The sequence below is a fragment of the Pseudomonas farris genome (assembly GCF_019145235.1).
Classification (GTDB): domain Bacteria; phylum Pseudomonadota; class Gammaproteobacteria; order Pseudomonadales; family Pseudomonadaceae; genus Aquipseudomonas; species Aquipseudomonas farris.
In genome coordinates this window covers 24422-40476 of record NZ_JAHSTV010000017.1, presented here as the reverse complement: position 1 = coordinate 40476, position 16055 = coordinate 24422, and the positions used below count along the sequence as shown (strand labels likewise).

Here is a 16055-nt window from a genome sequence, read left to right as displayed (position 1 = left end):
GAGGCGCGCTATTCTACAATCTTAAGCACCTCTGTCAACCCCCTAAATTGCTTTCAAGTTAATGATTTGCAACTTATTTCAGATTCCTGCTTGGGGAGCAGAACCCCCTTTGGGGTGACTTACTGCGGGGCGCACTTTACAAGCCTTTTCCTTTAAGTTCAACAGCCTGGCGAAAAAAAGGCCTCGCAATGCGAGGCCTTCTTTTATTGCACTGCCGCCGAGCGTCAGACGAAAACGATTTCGTCGTTCTCCACCACACCTTTGGCGGTGTCGCCAGGCATGAATCGACCCGACAGAATCAACTGTGCCAACGGGTTCTCGATCCAGCGCTGGATCGCCCGTTTGAGCGGCCGTGCGCCATACACCGGGTCGTAACCGACAGCGATCAGCTTATCCATCGCTTCCGGACTCAGCTCAAGCTTCAGCTCGCGCTCGGTCAGGCGGCTACGCAGGCGACCCAACTGGATCTCGGTAATGCCGGCGATCTGATCCCGAGCCAGCGGCTCGAAAATCACCACTTCGTCGACCCGGTTGATGAACTCCGGCCGGAAGTGCGTGGAAATCGCATCCATCACCGCCGCGCGCTGCGCCTCGCGATCACCCACCAGTTCCTGAATCTGCACCGATCCGAGGTTGGAGGTCATGACGATCACGGTATTTTTGAAATCCACCGTGCGACCATGGCTGTCGGTCAAACGGCCATCTTCGAGCACTTGCAGCAAAATGTTGAACACGTCCGGGTGGGCCTTCTCGACCTCGTCCAGGAGAATCACCGAATAAGGCTTGCGACGCACCGCCTCGGTCAGGTAACCGCCCTCTTCATAGCCCACGTAACCCGGTGGCGCGCCGATCAGTCGAGCCACGGAATGTTTCTCCATGAACTCGGACATGTCGATCCGCACCATCGCCTCTTCGGTATCGAACAGGAACTCGGCCAGCGCCTTGCACAACTCGGTTTTACCGACACCGGTCGGGCCGAGGAACATGAACGAACCGCTCGGGCGATTCGGGTCGGACAACCCGGCGCGGGAACGCCGCACGGCGTTGGAAACGGCGATCACCGCTTCGTCCTGACCGATCACACGCTGGTGCAACAGGCTTTCCATCTTCATCAGTTTTTCGCGCTCGCCCTCGAGCATTTTCGACACAGGAATGCCGGTCCACTTCGACACGACTTCGGCGATCTCTTCTTCAGTCACCTTGCTGCGCAGCAACTGGTTTTCGCTTTTGCCGTGCTGATCGACCATTTGCAGGCTGCGCTCCAGGTCCGGGATCACCCCGTATTGCAACTCGGCCATGCGGTTCAAGTCGCCCTTACGGCGCGCGGCTTCCAGTTCCTGACGGGACTGTTCGATCTTCTGCTGGATCTGTGCCGAACCCTGGACTTCGGCTTTTTCCGAGTTCCAGATTTCTTCGAGGTCCGAGTATTCACGCTCGTGACGAACGATTTCTTCCTGCAGTTTTTCCAGACGTTTCTTCGCCGCGTCGTCGCTTTCTTTCTTCAGCGCCTGGGATTCCACCTTCAGCTGAATCAGACGACGTTCCAGACGGTCCAGCACTTCCGGCTTGGAGTCGATCTCCATACGGATGCGGCTGGCGGCTTCGTCGATCAGGTCGATGGCTTTGTCCGGCAGCTGACGGTCGGTGATGTAGCGATGACTGAGCTTGGCCGCGGCGATGATCGCACCGTCGGTGATCGCCACCTTGTGGTGAACCTCGTAACGCTCCTTCAGGCCACGCAGGATGGCGATGGTGTCTTCTTCGCTCGGCTCATCCACCAAGACTTTCTGGAAGCGCCGCTCAAGGGCCGCATCCTTCTCTATATATTGGCGGTACTCGTTGAGCGTGGTCGCGCCCACGCAGTGCAGTTCACCACGAGCCAACGCAGGCTTGAGCATATTGCCCGCATCCATCGAGCCTTCGCCTTTACCGGCGCCGACCATGGTATGCAGTTCGTCGATGAACAGAATGATCTGCCCTTCCTGCTTCGACAGTTCGTTGAGCAGGGATTTGAGGCGCTCTTCGAACTCGCCGCGGTATTTGGCGCCGGCAATCAGAGCCCCCATATCCAGCGACAACAGACGCTTGCCTCTCAGGCCATCCGGCACTTCGCCGTTGATGATGCGCTGGGCCAGGCCTTCGGCGATGGCGGTTTTACCCACGCCAGGCTCACCGATCAGCACCGGGTTGTTCTTGGTGCGGCGTTGCAGGACCTGAATGGTGCGACGAATTTCGTCGTCGCGGCCGATCACTGGATCGAGCTTGCCTTCTTCGGCGCGCTTGGTCAGGTCGATGGTGTATTTGTCGAGCGCCTGACGGGATTCTTCATGGTTGGCATCATTGACTGCCTCACCGCCGCGCAGGTTATTGATCGCGTTTTCCAGGGCTTTCTTGCTCACGCCCTGGCCCAGCAACAATTTGCCGAGCTTGCTGTTCTCGTCCATGGCGGCGAGCAGCACCAGTTCGCTGGAGATGAATTGATCACCCTTCTGCTGAGCCAGGCGGTCAGCCTGGTTGAGCAGGCGCGCCAGATCCTGCGACATGTTCACATCGCCGGTGGGATTCTGGATTTTCGGCAGCTGATCGAGGACTTTGGTCAGTTCTTTACGCAAGCTGTTGACGTCAAAACCCACCTGCATCAGCAGGGGTTTGATCGAACCACCCTGCTGTTCAAGCATGGCCTGCATCAAATGCGCCGGCTCAATCGCCGGATGATCGAGGCCGACAGCCAGGGATTGGGCGTCGGACAAGGCTAACTGCAACTTGCTGGTTAAACGGTCTATACGCATGGGTCACCTTCCTTTTGAGCAGGCCGGACCTATAAACATCCTGAATGAAGAAACCTGCCAGATACCTCACTAGATGTGGTCGATTCTGGGAGATTCAAGCGTCGTGACGTTGATGCAGATCAGAGAAGTCTAGCGTTCGAGCCAGATCAGGGAAGCAAACCGACCGGTGCGTGGACTGCGGCGGTAAGAAAAGAAGCGAGGGTCGGTCACGGTGCAGAAACCGCCACCATAAACAGCGGTAACGCCGCGAGCGGCCAGACGTAAACGCGCCAGCTCATAGATGTCGGCCATGAACTTGCCGGCATTCTGGCTCGGCACGAAGGCTTTGGCGGCTTCAGGCAATTGCTGGACGAAGGTTTCGCGCACTTCCGGGCCGACTTCAAAGGCTTGCGGGCCAATGGCCGGGCCGAGCCAGACCAGCACGTCTTCAGGCGGCACGGCCAGACTGTCGAGGGTAGCTTCCAGCACACCCGCCGCCAACCCGCGCCAACCGGCGTGGGCGGCAGCGACGCGGGTGCCGGCACGGTCGCAAAACAGCGCCGGAAGGCAATCAGCGGTCATCGCGGTGCAGGCGATACCGGGTGTTGCCGTCCAGCTGGCGTCGGCAGTGGCTACCAGGCTTGGATCTGCTTGGGCCACGACAATGCCGTGAACCTGCTTTAACCAGGCCGGTTGAATAGAGAAATGATCGGTGAGGCGACGGCGGTTTTCGGCGACAGCTTCGGGGCTGTCGTCGACATGATCGCCCAAATTGAGGCTGTCAAACGGCGCCAGACTGACGCCGCCCGCACGGGTGGTGACGCAGGCTTTCACCCCGGCAGGCGCAGGCCAGTCGGGAATCAGCCAGTCACTCATCCGATGAACGCCTCACGGTCTTGCTTGAGCAGCGACAGCAACCAGACGAAGTCATCCGGCAGTGGCGATTCCCAGCTCATGCGTTTTCCGGTGGTCGGATGGTCCAGCTCCAGGAACCGCGCATGCAGCGCCTGACGCGGGAAATTCTTCAGGGATTCGACCATGGTCACACTGGCGGCCGGCGGAATACGGAAACGACCGCCATAGGCAGGATCTCCGACCAACGGGTAGTTGATGTGCGCCATGTGCACGCGAATCTGGTGAGTACGACCGGTTTCCAGCTTCACCCGCACGTGAGTGTGGGAGCGGAAACGCTCGAGCACGCGGTAATGGCTGACGGCCTGCTTGCCACCTTCCATCACGGCCATGCGCTGGCGTTGCTGGCCGTGACGACCGATCGGCGCATTGATCTTGCCGCCGGCTGTCACCACACCGATCACGATACACTCGTAGATCCGGCTTACGCTGCGGCTCTGCAATTGCGTGACAAGCTGTGTCTGCGCTTGAATGGTCTTGGCTACCACCATCAGACCGGTGGTGTCCTTGTCCAGGCGATGCACAATACCGGCGCGGGGCACATTGATAATGTCCGGCACGTGGTGCAGCAAGGCGTTGAGCAAAGTGCCATCAGCGTGACCGGCAGCCGGATGCACCACCAGGCCCGCAGGCTTGTTGATCACCAGGATGTCGTCGTCTTCATAGACGATGTCCAGCTCGATGTCTTGAGCGATCCATTCGCCCTGAGCTTCCTGCTCGGCAGTCAGTTCAAGAATGGCGCCACCATGAACGATGTCTCGCGGGCGGATAACCGCCCCATCCACAGTCAGGCGGCCGTCTTTGATCCAGGCGGAAAGGCGCGAGCGCGAGTGCTCAGCGAATAATTGTGCGGCGACTTGATCGAGGCGTTGGCCGCCCAATTCGGACGGCACCTCTGCGCGAAGTTCAATTTTATCGGACATGCTCAGACTAGGCGTCGGCACAGCCTTTGGTTTCGGCTGCGCGCTTGTGGTTAAATACGGCGTCTTTTGCCCCGAGGCTTTTCAACGGGGCGCTCATCATAACAGGACGGCCCCGCCCAAGACAGCGGCCGTCATAGGGACGCAAGCCGCCATGCAAGTGAAACACCTGCTGCTGATCGCCATCCTCGCATTGACCGCTGCTTGCTCATCGAAGGAAGTCGTAGACGAAAACCTGAGCGAAGTCGAGCTGTACCAGCAGGCGCAGACCGACCTGGACAATAATAGTTACACCAGCGCCACAGCCAAGCTGAAGGCCCTGGAGTCGCGTTATCCGTTCGGTCGCTACGCCGATCAGGCTCAACTCGAGCTCATCTACGCCAACTACAAGAATGCCGAGCCTGAGGCTGCGAAGTCCGCCGCCGAGCGTTTCATTCGTCTGCACCCGCAGCACCCGAACGTGGATTACGCCTACTACCTCAAGGGCCTGACCTCTTTCGACCAGGACGTCGGCCTGCTGGCGCGCTTCTTGCCGCTGGACATGACCAAGCGTGACCCGGGCGCCGCTCGCGACTCCTACAACGAGTTCGCGCAGCTGACCAGCCGCTTCCCGAACAGCCGCTACTCACCGGATGCCAAGCAGCGCATGATCTACCTGCGCAACCTGCTGGCTTCCTACGAGATTCACGTTGCCGACTATTACCTGACTCGTCAGGCCTATGTCGCCGCCGCGAACCGTGGTCGTTACGTGGTGGAAAACTTCCAGGAAACCCCTTCGGTCGGTGACGGCCTGGCGGTGATGACTGAAGCCTACCAGCGTCTGCACCTGGACGAACTGGCCGCGACCACCCTCGAAACCCTGAAGCTCAACTACCCGAACCACCCAAGCCTGGTGGACGGTCAGTTCGTGCCTTCGAAGGACGAAGCCGACAACCGTTCGTGGCTGAGCAAGGCCACCTTGGGCCTGATCGAATCCCGTCCGCCGCTGCCGCCGGGTGAAACCCGCGCCAACCAGGACGTACAGAGGCAGTTCCAGGATGCCAAGGACTCGATTCCGAACGAGCTCAAGCCTAAAGATGAAAATGGCGATGTGATCGAAGAAGAGCAGCACGAGTCCGAAGCCAACAACACCGACCGCTCGTGGTTCAGCTACATGACCTTCGGCGTGTTCGACTGACGCTGGGGTGTTGTGCCGAGAAGGCGCCTTTCGAGGCGCCTTTTTTATTACCGGATTTCAGGGGTGAGCGTATTGCGCTGTGCGCCTGACCCGTCCTTGGCTAAACTGCCAATTCACTACTCAAAAAGCAGCTCACCATGCTTCGTTTATTGTTCTGGATCGCCCTGATTGCCGCTGCGATATGGTTCTGGCGCAAGTTCAAGGGCCCGGCTTCGGGCACCAACACGCCGCGCGAGCAAGATGCTCCACCCATGGTCCGCTGTGCTCATTGCGGTGTACACCTGCCCCGCGACCGCGCGCTGAGCCTTCAACAACAGTGGTATTGCAGCCAGGCTCACCTTGAGCAAGGCCCGGGTTCCAGTGATCGCTGAGACGTCCAGTCCCGGCAACAAACAGGCCCAGCGACTGCTGCGCCTCTATCACCTCTACCGTTTAAGCATCGGCATCACCTTGGTGCTGTTGATCTCCAGCAACATGGACAACCAGTTGCTGACGTTCGCCAATGATGACTTGCTGCGTAACGGCAGCTGGTTGTACCTGGTGCTGAATATCCTGCTGGTGGTCTTTCAGGGGAACACCCGGCGCCCGGCGCAGTTGTTCAGCCTGGCGCTGGTCGATGTGCTGCTGCTATGCGGCCTGTTCTATGCCGCTGGCGGCATGCCCAGCGCCATCGGCAACCTGTTGATCGTGTCGGTGGTCATCAGCAACACCCTGCTGCGCGGGCGCATCGGCCTGTTGATTGCGGCAGTTGGCGCCCTCGGCATCGTGGGCTTGAGCTTCCTTCTGAGCTTCAGCCATCCCACCAGCCCCAACGATTACCTGCAAATTGGCACTCTTGGGGCCCTGTGTTTTGCCGCAGCATTGCTGGTGCAAGGCTTGATCCGAAGACTGGAAGTCAGCGAAACCCTGGCCGAGCAGCGGGCCAGCGAAGTGCTCAGCCTCGAAGCCCTCAACGCACTGATCCTGCAACGCATGCGCACGGGCATTCTGGTGCTGGACGACCAACGGCATGTGCAACTGGCCAATCACAGCGCCTTGACCTTGCTGGGGCAGGAAAAACTCGATGGCCAGTTGATTGACGACTACTCGATGCCGTTGGTCGAGCGGCTCCAACTGTGGTTCAACAATCCGACTTTGCGCCCACAAAGCCTGAAAATCGCCAGCAATGGGCTGGAGCTCCAACCGAGCTTTATTGCCCTGGACCAAAGCCCGCACCACCAGACGCTGGTTTTTCTCGAAGACCTCGCCCAAATCGCCCAACAGGCCCAGCAACTTAAACTCGCCGCCCTCGGTCGCCTGACCGCCGGTATTGCCCATGAGATCCGCAATCCACTGGGTGCCATTAGTCATGCCGCGCAGTTACTGCAGGAATCCGAGGAACTGAACGGCGCGGATCGGCGTCTGACACAGATTATTCAAGACCACTCTCAGCGAATGAATCGGGTAATCGAAAACGTCCTGCAACTGTCTCGTCGCCAGCAAACCGTACCGCAACGGCTGGATCTACGGCCGTGGCTGGAGCATTTTGTCGCTGAAACCCGCGAAGGGGCGACCGAACGTCAGCAAATTCACCTGCGCATCGGTTCGGGAAACTTCAAAACCCTGATGGACCCGAATCAGCTGACCCAGATTCTCGACAATCTGCTGCGCAACGCCTGGCGCCATAGCGCACTGAAGCACGCTCAGGCTCAAGCCTGGCTTGAGTTGCACCTCGACCCGGAGAGCCAGTTGCCGACCCTTGAAGTCCTGGACGATGGCCCCGGCGTGGCGCCGGAGCAGCGCTCGCACTTGTTCGAACCGTTCTTCACCACCAGCAGCCAGGGTACTGGCCTGGGGCTTTATCTGTCCCGTGAGCTGTGCGAAAGCAATCAGGCCCGCCTAGACTTCAAACCACGCCAAGGCGGCGGCTGCTTTCGCATCACTTTTGCTCACGGACGGAAACAAAGTTGAACATGAGCCCACGGCAAAAAATCCTGATCGTCGACGACGAGCCGGATATTCGCGAACTCCTGGAAATAACCCTGGGGCGGATGAAACTCGACACCTTCAGCGCCCGCAATCTCGCAGAAGCGCAAGCAATGCTGGCACGGGAGACATTCGACCTGTGCCTGACCGACATGCGCCTGCCCGACGGCACCGGTCTGGCGCTGGTGCAGCACATCCAGCAGCGCTATGCGCAAGTGCCGGTAGCGATGATCACGGCCTATGGCAGCCTGGAGACGGCAATCAACGCCCTCAAGGCTGGAGCCTTCGATTTTCTGACCAAACCGGTCGACCTCACCCGCCTGCGCGAACTGGTCACCAGCGCGCTGAGTTTGCCTGCGCCAGGCGGCGCCAGCAGTGCCATCGACCGTCGACTGCTGGGTGACTCACTGCCCATGCGCAGCCTGCGCAAACAAATCGACAAACTAGCCCGCAGTCAGGCCCCGGTGTACATCAGCGGCGAGTCTGGCAGCGGCAAAGAGTTGGTCGCCCGACTGATCCACGATCAAGGCCCACGCGCCAACCGACCGTTCGTGCCGGTGAACTGCGGGGCTATCCCGTCGGAATTGATGGAAAGCGAATTTTTCGGCCATCGCAAAGGCAGCTTCAGCGGCGCCATCGAAGACAAACCCGGGCTGTTCCAGGCCGCACAGGGCGGCACTTTGTTCCTCGATGAGGTGGCAGACCTGCCGCTGGCGATGCAGGTCAAACTATTGCGGGCCATTCAAGAGAAAGCCGTGCGCAGCATCGGTGGGCAGCAGGAAACCGTGGTCGATGTGCGCATACTCTGCGCCACCCACAAAGACCTCGATACCGAAGTCGCCGCCGAACGCTTTCGCCAGGACTTGTACTACCGTCTGAACGTGATCGAGCTGCGGGTGCCGCCCTTGCGCGAACGCCGCGACGACATTGAGCTTCTGGCCAACAATATGCTCAAGCGGCTGGCGACCGGCACTGGCCAACCCGCTGCAAAACTCCACCCGCAAGCCCTCGACGCACTGAAAAGCTATCGTTTTCCAGGAAACGTGCGGGAATTGGAGAACATGCTTGAGCGGGCGCACACCTTGTGCGAGAACAAACAAATCGAAGCCAGCGACCTGCGGCTGGCCGAAGGCAACTGCAACCCGGACGGCGACGTGCCGGACCTGACGCAGATCGACAACCTGGAGGCCTATCTGGAAAACGTCGAACGCAAACTCATCCTCCAGGCCCTGGAAGAAACCCGCTGGAACCGCACGGCAGCGGCTCAGCGGTTGAATCTGTCGTTTCGGTCGATGCGTTACAGGCTCAAGAAATTGGGGTTGGATTGAACCGTTAAAAGATCGCAAGCCTTCGGCAGCTCCTACAGATTCGGTGTTCGCCGCCATATCGATATCGCGGTCAAACATAATTCAATGTAGGAGCTGCCGAAGGCTGCGATCTTTTGATCTTCTGTCAGATTCGTCCGACTGGTGCATACGGCGCAGGATCGATAATCGGCGCCCTACCCAGCATCACATCCGCAAACAACTGACACGACGCCGGCGCCAGCACCAGTCCATTACGGTAGTGCCCGCAGTTGAGCCAGAGCCCGTCAAAACCCGGCACCCGGCCAATATAGGGAATCCCTTCCGGTGACCCCGGCCGCAACCCGGCCCAATGCCCCACCACCTCGGCATCCGCCAGCGCCGGAATCAACTCCACCGCCGAGGCCTTCAGGCTTTCCAGTGCGGTGTCGGTCGGCGTCTTGTCGAAGCCTTCATGCTCCAGCGTACTGCCGATCAGAATGTGCCCGTCGCGCCGCGGAATGGCATAACGCCCCTTGGCCAGGACCATGCTTGGAAGGAAGTCCGCCGCGCACTTGTAGAGAATCATCTGGCCTTTGACCGGCTCGACCGGCAACTCCAGGCCCAGGCTTTTCAGCAAGTCACCGCTCCAGGCTCCGGCCGTCAAAACCACCTGATCACCCGCAATGGCCCCCATCGAAGTCTGAACCCCGACCACCGCAGCGCCTTCACGGATAAACCCGCTGACCTCGCACTGCTCATGAATCGTCACATTCGGCAGCGCCAGCAAGGCTGCCTTGAGGGATTTCACCAGCCGTGGATTACGCACATTGGCCACATCGGCCATGTAGATCGCCCGCGAAAAACCGGCGCCCAATACCGGCACCGCATCGTGTGCCGCAGAGATATCCACAGCCCGCAGCGGGCGGTTTTCCCGTGTGGCCCAGGCGAGCGCTTCGGCTTCGTCATCCAGGTCCAGCCAGTACAATCCGGTGGTGTGCACTTCAGGATCGACACCAGTGGTGGCAAACAAATGCTCCGCCAGCTGTGGATAAAAATCCTGGGACCAATGAGCCAACGCAGTGACCGCCGGGCTGTAACGCCACGGGTAGAGGGGCGAGACGATCCCGCCACCGGCCCAGGACGACTCCTGACCGACATTCGAGCGGTCCAGCAGCACGACGCTCTGCACTTCGGACGCGAGATTGAACGCCGTCAGCAGGCCAATCACCCCGCCGCCGACAATCACCACTTGCTGTTGCCTGCTCATGTTCTGATCCAACCGTTCAATAGACAGAGGGCGTAAAGGGCGCCCGAAAAATAAACTCAGCGACCCCAGCAACTCTTGGTGGTCTGGCCGGCCGTCGCATTGACCATGCTTCTGACGCCCGTGTTGGTGAGCGTGAAGTCACCACACTTGTCGCTCGCCATGCTCGATCCGGCCTTGCGTGTTGCCGTCAGCAGGAAGGTCTGATCGGTCAGGGTCGGGGTGATGGTATAGAAATCATTGCCGGCGCTCAGACCGGTGGCATTGGTGTAGACATTATTCTTCGAATAGAAGCGCTCAAGGATCTGTGCCTGCTCGGAAAGCAGCCCGGCCACTTCAGTACGGCGCCCCTTTTTTACATACTCGGTGAGGCTCGGATAGCCGATAGTGATGACGATCCCGATGATCGCAATCACGATCATGATTTCGATCAGGGTAAAACCTCGGTTGGATCTGCGCATGCCTCAACTCTCACTTACTGTATTTGTCGCCACATGATGCGACGGCCGCTGCCGCCACCGGATTTTTCCACCAGTGTGCTGATGCCGCCACCGGAGTCGTTCACAATCTTGCGGGAGGCGTCGTTGACGACCGCGTTCAGGGTCGGGATGCCGCCAGTGAAGATCACCCCACTGGAAATTGTGTCAGTGCTGTCGACCGTCCCGTCGGCATTGGTGTCGAGCACCGCGTAATTGAGCATCTTACCGCTGAACGCATCGAGTTCGATCAGTTTGCCGCTGCCGAAGCCGGCACAGGGGTCCGTGGTATCCATACTGGCCGTGGTAAACACGATTCGCCCCGATACCAGAGTGGCCTGATTGATCACTCGCTCTCCCGTCAGCACGTTGTTGTACACCAACGGCAAGTACCAGCCTTTCTTTGCCGGGTAGGTCACTTCGTTCTGGCTGGTGGTGATGAATTGCCCGGAGCTGCCCGAAAAAACGCCGGTCACCGCCTGCGCCTGCAAGCTGGACACCGTGATTTGACCCGAGCCTCCTTCTGCATCCCATACTGCGTAGAACGCTTGGAGATCCTTGTTGGTCTTGTCGGCGGCCTCATTTAATTTGCCGGTACCGAACAACACTTGCTTACCGCCCAATGCGTGATCGGCAAGCAGTGGCTGCACAGTGATCGGTTGGGTCGCCCCTCCCGCCGTGGTGAACAACGGCTTGCCTGAAAACGCCACCCCCCAGGTGTCTGTGGTGGTGCCACTCAAATCGAACTTCCACAACCGCCCCTTCAAGTCGCCCCCATAGGCGGCCTGCACCACGTTCTGCGAGTTGACCCTGAGCTTCACCGACGACAAGCCGTTGGTGGTGTCTGTACTGTCGACCACGATCGTCTTGATCAGTGAGCCGTCGCGGATATCCACCACATACAGCGCTGCCACTCCGGAGTGACTGCCATAACCGTTGGAAATGAACGCCGCCCAGCGACCATCGGCCAAGCGTGCCACTTCGGGGCGCGCATAGGCATAACCCAGATCATTGAAAACGTTCGCCGCATCAGCCGTGGCTGGTGCACTGATTTCCCACAACGCCCTGGTCACGTTACCGGCCGATGCGTCGAACAGCTGCAGCGCATAGAAGGTTTTGCCGCCCGCCCCTGTTCCACCAATCGCCAGGGTTTTCCAGGCGCTATCGAGTTGAGCATCGAACACACCGACCTGACCGTCGACCAAAAACTTGTGGCTTACACCGTTGATGTAAGTGAGGTCAGCGACGTAGCGCAATGATGGCAGCACACTGGAGGGCATATAGCCGTAGCGTCTGACACCGTTGGTCGAGTTGATGACGTTTACAAAACCGTCGTTGGCGTTCACCACCAAGCTGGAGTTCATGTTGGCGGCTTTGGTGGCGAGGTAGGTGCTGTAGGTGGTGTCACCCACCAGATCGGACGCGGTTTTGTCCGTGGGCGCGGCCAGCACGAGAGGCGAATTGATGATATCGCCGAGCAATACACTGCGCGTTTTCAAGCCGGTTTTATTGGTGCCCTTGCTCCACTCCACTAGATCGCTACCGGTGATGCCGACGGGCAGCCCCTGGTTGAGAGAATCCTGCTGGACCGGGGAGAAGTTGCTGTAGGCCAGAGTGACAGCGGCGTTGGTCAGGGTATTCCAGGACTGGTAGGTCGGCGCGGTAGCACCGGGCACGATGGTGGTATCGGTCGTCCACAGCACCGCCGCCGTGTTCACCGCGCCCGCCGATGTGAAGCCAAAGGACTTGATAGTGCCCCGCCAGTCCTTGGGGTCGTAGGTGGTCTGGAAGTAGGCTGAGTTGCTGGTCAGGGTCGTACCGCTGGCAACGCCGCTGCCACCTGATCCTGCCTTGGAGGTGATGTCGCTCAAAGCCGAAGAAAGTGCGCTGTTCAGTCCCGTGCCATCAGTCGCCTGGTAGTACCTTCCCTGTCCGTAGGTCGCGGCGTCCGCCAGCATCTGGTTTGCCGCGGTGAAACCCACGGTATAGGTATTCATGTTCTGCCGGGAAAAATCCAGGGCATCCCAGCTTTTGCCCGTAGCATCGGTCCCCGTGGAGCGCATGTCGATGTCGAAGGCGAACTTGGCGATGTCATCCAGGAACAGGGTATCGCCCTCATTGTCGCCGAAGCGGTTGGCGCCATCGTTACTGCTGATACCGTCCCAGTTCGGTAACGCGCTGCCACCCGGATCGTCGGTCGGAAAGGTTCGGTCGTAGGTCGGCAGACCACCGGTGATTACCACGCCGTAATTTCTCTGGCAGCGATACTGAATCGGACTGGTGTAGGTGGTGGGCGTCGAGTTGTTGTACGGCGCCATGCCACGGAAATAGCGGGTGATCTCGTAATAGGCTTCCGCCAGGGGCGTATTGGCCTCCGCGCTCAGTTCGTCGATTCCGGCGATCAATGCGTTGTAGTTGGTATCGGCCTGAGCCTGGGTCACGGTGCCGCTGACTGCCGACAAATCACTGACCGAACGGACGATGTAACCGCCGTCATTCTTATGGTTGCCGACCGCCAGGTTGAACGTCGCGAGGCCGATGCGCAGCGAGCGGTTGCCGGCCACCAACGCCTTGGAAACATCGCGCGCTACATTCATCCGGTAATCATTGGGGATCGAGCCATCGGTGAAATCCCGGTCGGCATTGTTCGCCAGGCTTATCAGATAGGACAGGTAATTCGCCGTATATAGCGTGTCCTCGCTCCCCACCGGATCGGGAAGCTTGAGGCAAAGCGACTCCAGACCGGTAGAGCTGTTGTTATAAAAACCGTACCAATCCTTCGAACATGTTCCTCGAGTCAAACTCGACAAAGCAATATTGGTATCGGTCATGTCAAGCTCGCGGCCTTTCTTGCACGAACCATTGGAGAGGCAAATAGTCACCGGGGTGCGCGCGACCGTCGGGTCGAAGCCTGCCGCCCAGATAATGCTGTTCATACTCTTCGAGTCGTCGAGTAACAGCATTACATTGGGCGCCACGGCGGCGGCGTTCAACAGCGGCGAATCCGAGGGCGTGAAGGCGTAAGTCGGCGCTGCCAGATAAAGACTCAACGCCGCGCCGCAGAACAATTGCAACAACCAACGGCGCCAGCCTGTACGGGTCTCAGTACTTCGCATAGATACTCTCCACCACACTGCGCGAATTGCCCGCGATGCCCACGGCGGTAACCCGGTACAGCGTTGCCGACGTGTTGCTCGGCACGTTCACGGCCGTCAGGGTGGTGCCGATGTTCTGCACCCCGTAAAAGCCGCTGCCGGAGGCGATCCAGGTCACCCCCGAGGTGGAGTTGAACCCGGCGGTGGTAATGACCGACACCTCGGCCGGCGGCACACATTGGCTGGTACCGCTGCAAACCGGCAATGAATAGGTGTCCAGTTGCACCGCGCTTTCACCGACACGCAATGCCGCTTCTGCGCCCTGGAACGACTGATTACGCAGGATCACGCTGCCGGCCATTTTTTCCTGCAACGTCGCGCTCTGCATCGACGAAAGGCCGATCAACGTCAGCACCAGAAGAAACACCAGGCTGACCAACAGCGCCATGCCGCGCTGGGCGTGAGGGGTCATGGGAGCAATACTCATCGGCCCTCCCTCATGGCAACCGGTTGCGCAAGGCGGCAACCACGTTGAAGGTTTGTTCGTGTACCCGGCCGTTCGGGTCGGTTAGCGTCAGCGTCAGTCGCACACTGCGGATTCGTGCCGGGTCAGATGGGTTACTGCTGTAGGTGGAGGCGGCCGTATCCGTGGCCGAACTGGCGAGGCCGAAGCTCACATTGAAGGCACTGACGTTGTTCACCAGCACCTGCTGCGTCGGAGTGCCGGCACCGGAGCCCATCAGCAGCTGGTTGTTGCTGAAGCTGTAGACCAATCGCCGGATCGGAAATGCCAACTGCCCCGATGCCGGGATGCGTGCACCGGTGTAGGCCGTCGCGATATTGCGGCAATCGGAAATGACCGTCCAGGTCGGCACCCCGCCACTGCCGCCGACATCGGCGGTGACAAGCGTTAATTTGAGGTTGGCATTGTCCCAACTGATTGGCGTGATCTGACTTGCATTGAAATTCCCTGCCGAGCTGCCGTCGATGATCGTGCCCAGGCAACCGAACATGCCGACCATGCGGATTTCTTGAATCATTTTGCTCAGGACGAACCGCGCATCTTCCTGCATGCCGGCGGCAGTGTTCTGACTGACGTAGGTATTTTTAGCTGCAATGAAGATCTGCGCCACGCCAAGAACCACGACCAGACTCAACGCCAGGGCGATCAGTAACTCGATCAGGCCGAAACCTTTGCTGGCTCTGATCATGGTGTCGTCGCCGGATCAACGGTGGCGCGGCTGACAACGACGAAACTGCGGCGCGAGTCGGCGGTATTGGCGGCCCGCGAGTCGTCCCAGGTAATGGTAATGGTGTACACCCGCTGGTTGCGGGTGATGCTACCGGTCGCTGTGGCGCCGCCGAAATTGACGATGTTGGTGGTGAAATCGTAAAGATCCTGATCCCGGGCCACGCTCAGGTTGCCCGAGGTCGGTGGCGTAACGGTGTAATCGGCGCCGGAGTTGGCGCGAATGCGGTCCATCATGTCGTAGGCGATAAAACTCGCCTGACTGGTCATCCGTGAGCTATCGGTGTACTTCAGCGCATTGAGCTGAATCGCCGCCGCGCCCAACAACCCCGCGGCCAGAACCAACAACGCGACCAGTACCTCGATCAGCGTCATGCCCTCCTGTGCACGCTTGCTCCAACCCCTCATCCGCAACTTCCACCCAATAGAATTCGTCCGTTCAAACACACATTCAGCGTCCGGCTCTGCGCCCCCAGTACATAACTGATCACGACTGCCGTAGACGGTGCCGACAAACCGCCCAGATTGTTGAAATCAATAGCGGTCACTCCTGAGGTTAGCGTCAGAGTTGCACCACTGCCCATCGCTGGAACAACCCGCAATACATTGGCCGGGTTGCCAGTACCGTCATAAACGGTCAGATCGCCGGTCCAGACACTCCCGCCTGCTGTCGGGCGAACCCGGGTGGTAATACCCCGGTCGATCGCCTCAAGCCGGGCGTAATTTAGCGCGCGTTGTAGGTCGCCGATCTCGGTGTCGGCCTTGGTGCTTTGCACCGAGCGGGTAAACGCCGGAACAGCCAGGCTGATCAGAATCAGAAACACGGCGAGCGTGATCAGCAGCTCGATCAGCGTGAAACCTTTTGTACGATGATCCATCGGTGCCCTCCGTTGCCGTCGGCTATACCTGCTTCTACACGCTAGAACATTCGACCGGCGGATGT

At 59.3% G+C, this 16055-nt stretch carries 14 protein-coding genes; 4 read left to right on the top strand and 10 right to left on the bottom strand.

Annotation, left to right across the window (positions count from 1 at the left end; genetic code table 11):
* Nucleotides 1–224 precede the first annotated feature (224 nt).
* The 3 genes from clpB to rluD form a co-directional block, all read right to left on the bottom strand.
* Nucleotides 225–2789: an ATP-dependent chaperone ClpB gene (gene clpB / locus KVG95_RS27615; RefSeq protein ID WP_123721408.1), complete on the bottom strand. Its 2565-nt coding sequence runs from the start codon at nt 2787–2789 to the stop codon at nt 225–227.
* Nucleotides 2790–2918: 129 nt separating this feature from the next.
* On the bottom strand, nt 2919–3644 hold the full coding sequence (gene pgeF / locus KVG95_RS27610) for a peptidoglycan editing factor PgeF (protein ID WP_217858657.1): 726 nt from the start codon (nt 3642–3644) through the stop codon (nt 2919–2921).
* The gene (gene rluD / locus KVG95_RS27605) at nt 3641–4603 is read right to left on the bottom strand and encodes a 23S rRNA pseudouridine(1911/1915/1917) synthase RluD (RefSeq protein ID WP_007901932.1); all 963 of its coding nucleotides are present in this window, start codon (nt 4601–4603) and stop codon (nt 3641–3643) included. Before rluD ends, pgeF begins: the two co-directional genes overlap by 4 nt.
* 151 nt (nt 4604–4754) lie before the next feature.
* Here rluD and KVG95_RS27600 point away from each other — a divergent pair, with 151 nt between their 5' ends.
* The 4 genes from KVG95_RS27600 (at nt 4755) to KVG95_RS27585 (ending at nt 9070) form a co-directional block, all read left to right on the top strand.
* Entirely contained in the window at nt 4755–5777 is a 1023-nt protein-coding gene (locus tag KVG95_RS27600) for an outer membrane protein assembly factor BamD (protein ID WP_217858656.1), read from the top strand.
* Nucleotides 5778–5914: 137 nt separating this feature from the next.
* Complete coding sequence (locus KVG95_RS27595) at nt 5915–6148, top strand: PP0621 family protein (RefSeq protein ID WP_052967613.1); 234 nt, start codon at nt 5915–5917, stop codon at nt 6146–6148.
* Nucleotides 6138–7727 (top strand): sensor histidine kinase, encoded by a 1590-nt coding sequence (locus KVG95_RS27590; protein ID WP_217858655.1) that lies wholly within the window; start codon nt 6138–6140, stop codon nt 7725–7727. Before KVG95_RS27595 ends, KVG95_RS27590 begins: the two co-directional genes overlap by 11 nt.
* A 2-nt stretch (nt 7728–7729) precedes the next feature.
* Complete coding sequence (locus KVG95_RS27585; RefSeq protein WP_217858654.1) at nt 7730–9070, top strand: sigma-54-dependent transcriptional regulator; 1341 nt, start codon at nt 7730–7732, stop codon at nt 9068–9070.
* A 124-nt stretch (nt 9071–9194) separates the two neighbouring features.
* Here the strand turns inward: KVG95_RS27585 and thiO are convergent, their stop codons facing one another.
* The 7 genes from thiO to KVG95_RS27550 are packed head-to-tail and all read right to left on the bottom strand — an operon-like array spanning nt 9195 to nt 15990.
* On the bottom strand, nt 9195–10295 hold the full coding sequence (thiO, locus tag KVG95_RS27580) for a glycine oxidase ThiO (protein ID WP_217858653.1): 1101 nt from the start codon (nt 10293–10295) through the stop codon (nt 9195–9197).
* A 56-nt stretch (nt 10296–10351) separates the two neighbouring features.
* Entirely contained in the window at nt 10352–10753 is a 402-nt protein-coding gene (locus KVG95_RS27575; RefSeq protein WP_038981497.1) for a type IV pilin protein, read from the bottom strand.
* 14 nt (nt 10754–10767) lie between these two features.
* Nucleotides 10768–13884, bottom strand: coding sequence for a pilus assembly protein (locus KVG95_RS27570; protein ID WP_217858652.1), 3117 nt, complete (start codon nt 13882–13884; stop codon nt 10768–10770).
* On the bottom strand, nt 13871–14350 hold the full coding sequence (locus KVG95_RS27565) for a pilus assembly PilX family protein (RefSeq protein ID WP_217858651.1): 480 nt from the start codon (nt 14348–14350) through the stop codon (nt 13871–13873). Before KVG95_RS27565 ends, KVG95_RS27570 begins: the two co-directional genes overlap by 14 nt.
* A gap of 10 nt (nt 14351–14360) precedes the next feature.
* Nucleotides 14361–15074 (bottom strand): PilW family protein, encoded by a 714-nt coding sequence (locus KVG95_RS27560; RefSeq protein ID WP_217858650.1) that lies wholly within the window; start codon nt 15072–15074, stop codon nt 14361–14363.
* Nucleotides 15071–15520 (bottom strand): type IV pilus modification protein PilV, encoded by a 450-nt coding sequence (pilV, locus tag KVG95_RS27555; RefSeq protein WP_217858649.1) that lies wholly within the window; start codon nt 15518–15520, stop codon nt 15071–15073. Before pilV ends, KVG95_RS27560 begins: the two co-directional genes overlap by 4 nt.
* Nucleotides 15517–15990: a GspH/FimT family pseudopilin gene (locus KVG95_RS27550; protein WP_217858648.1), complete on the bottom strand. Its 474-nt coding sequence runs from the start codon at nt 15988–15990 to the stop codon at nt 15517–15519. The genes pilV and KVG95_RS27550 overlap by 4 nt, the downstream gene beginning before the upstream one ends.
* Nucleotides 15991–16055: the final 65 nt, after the last annotated feature.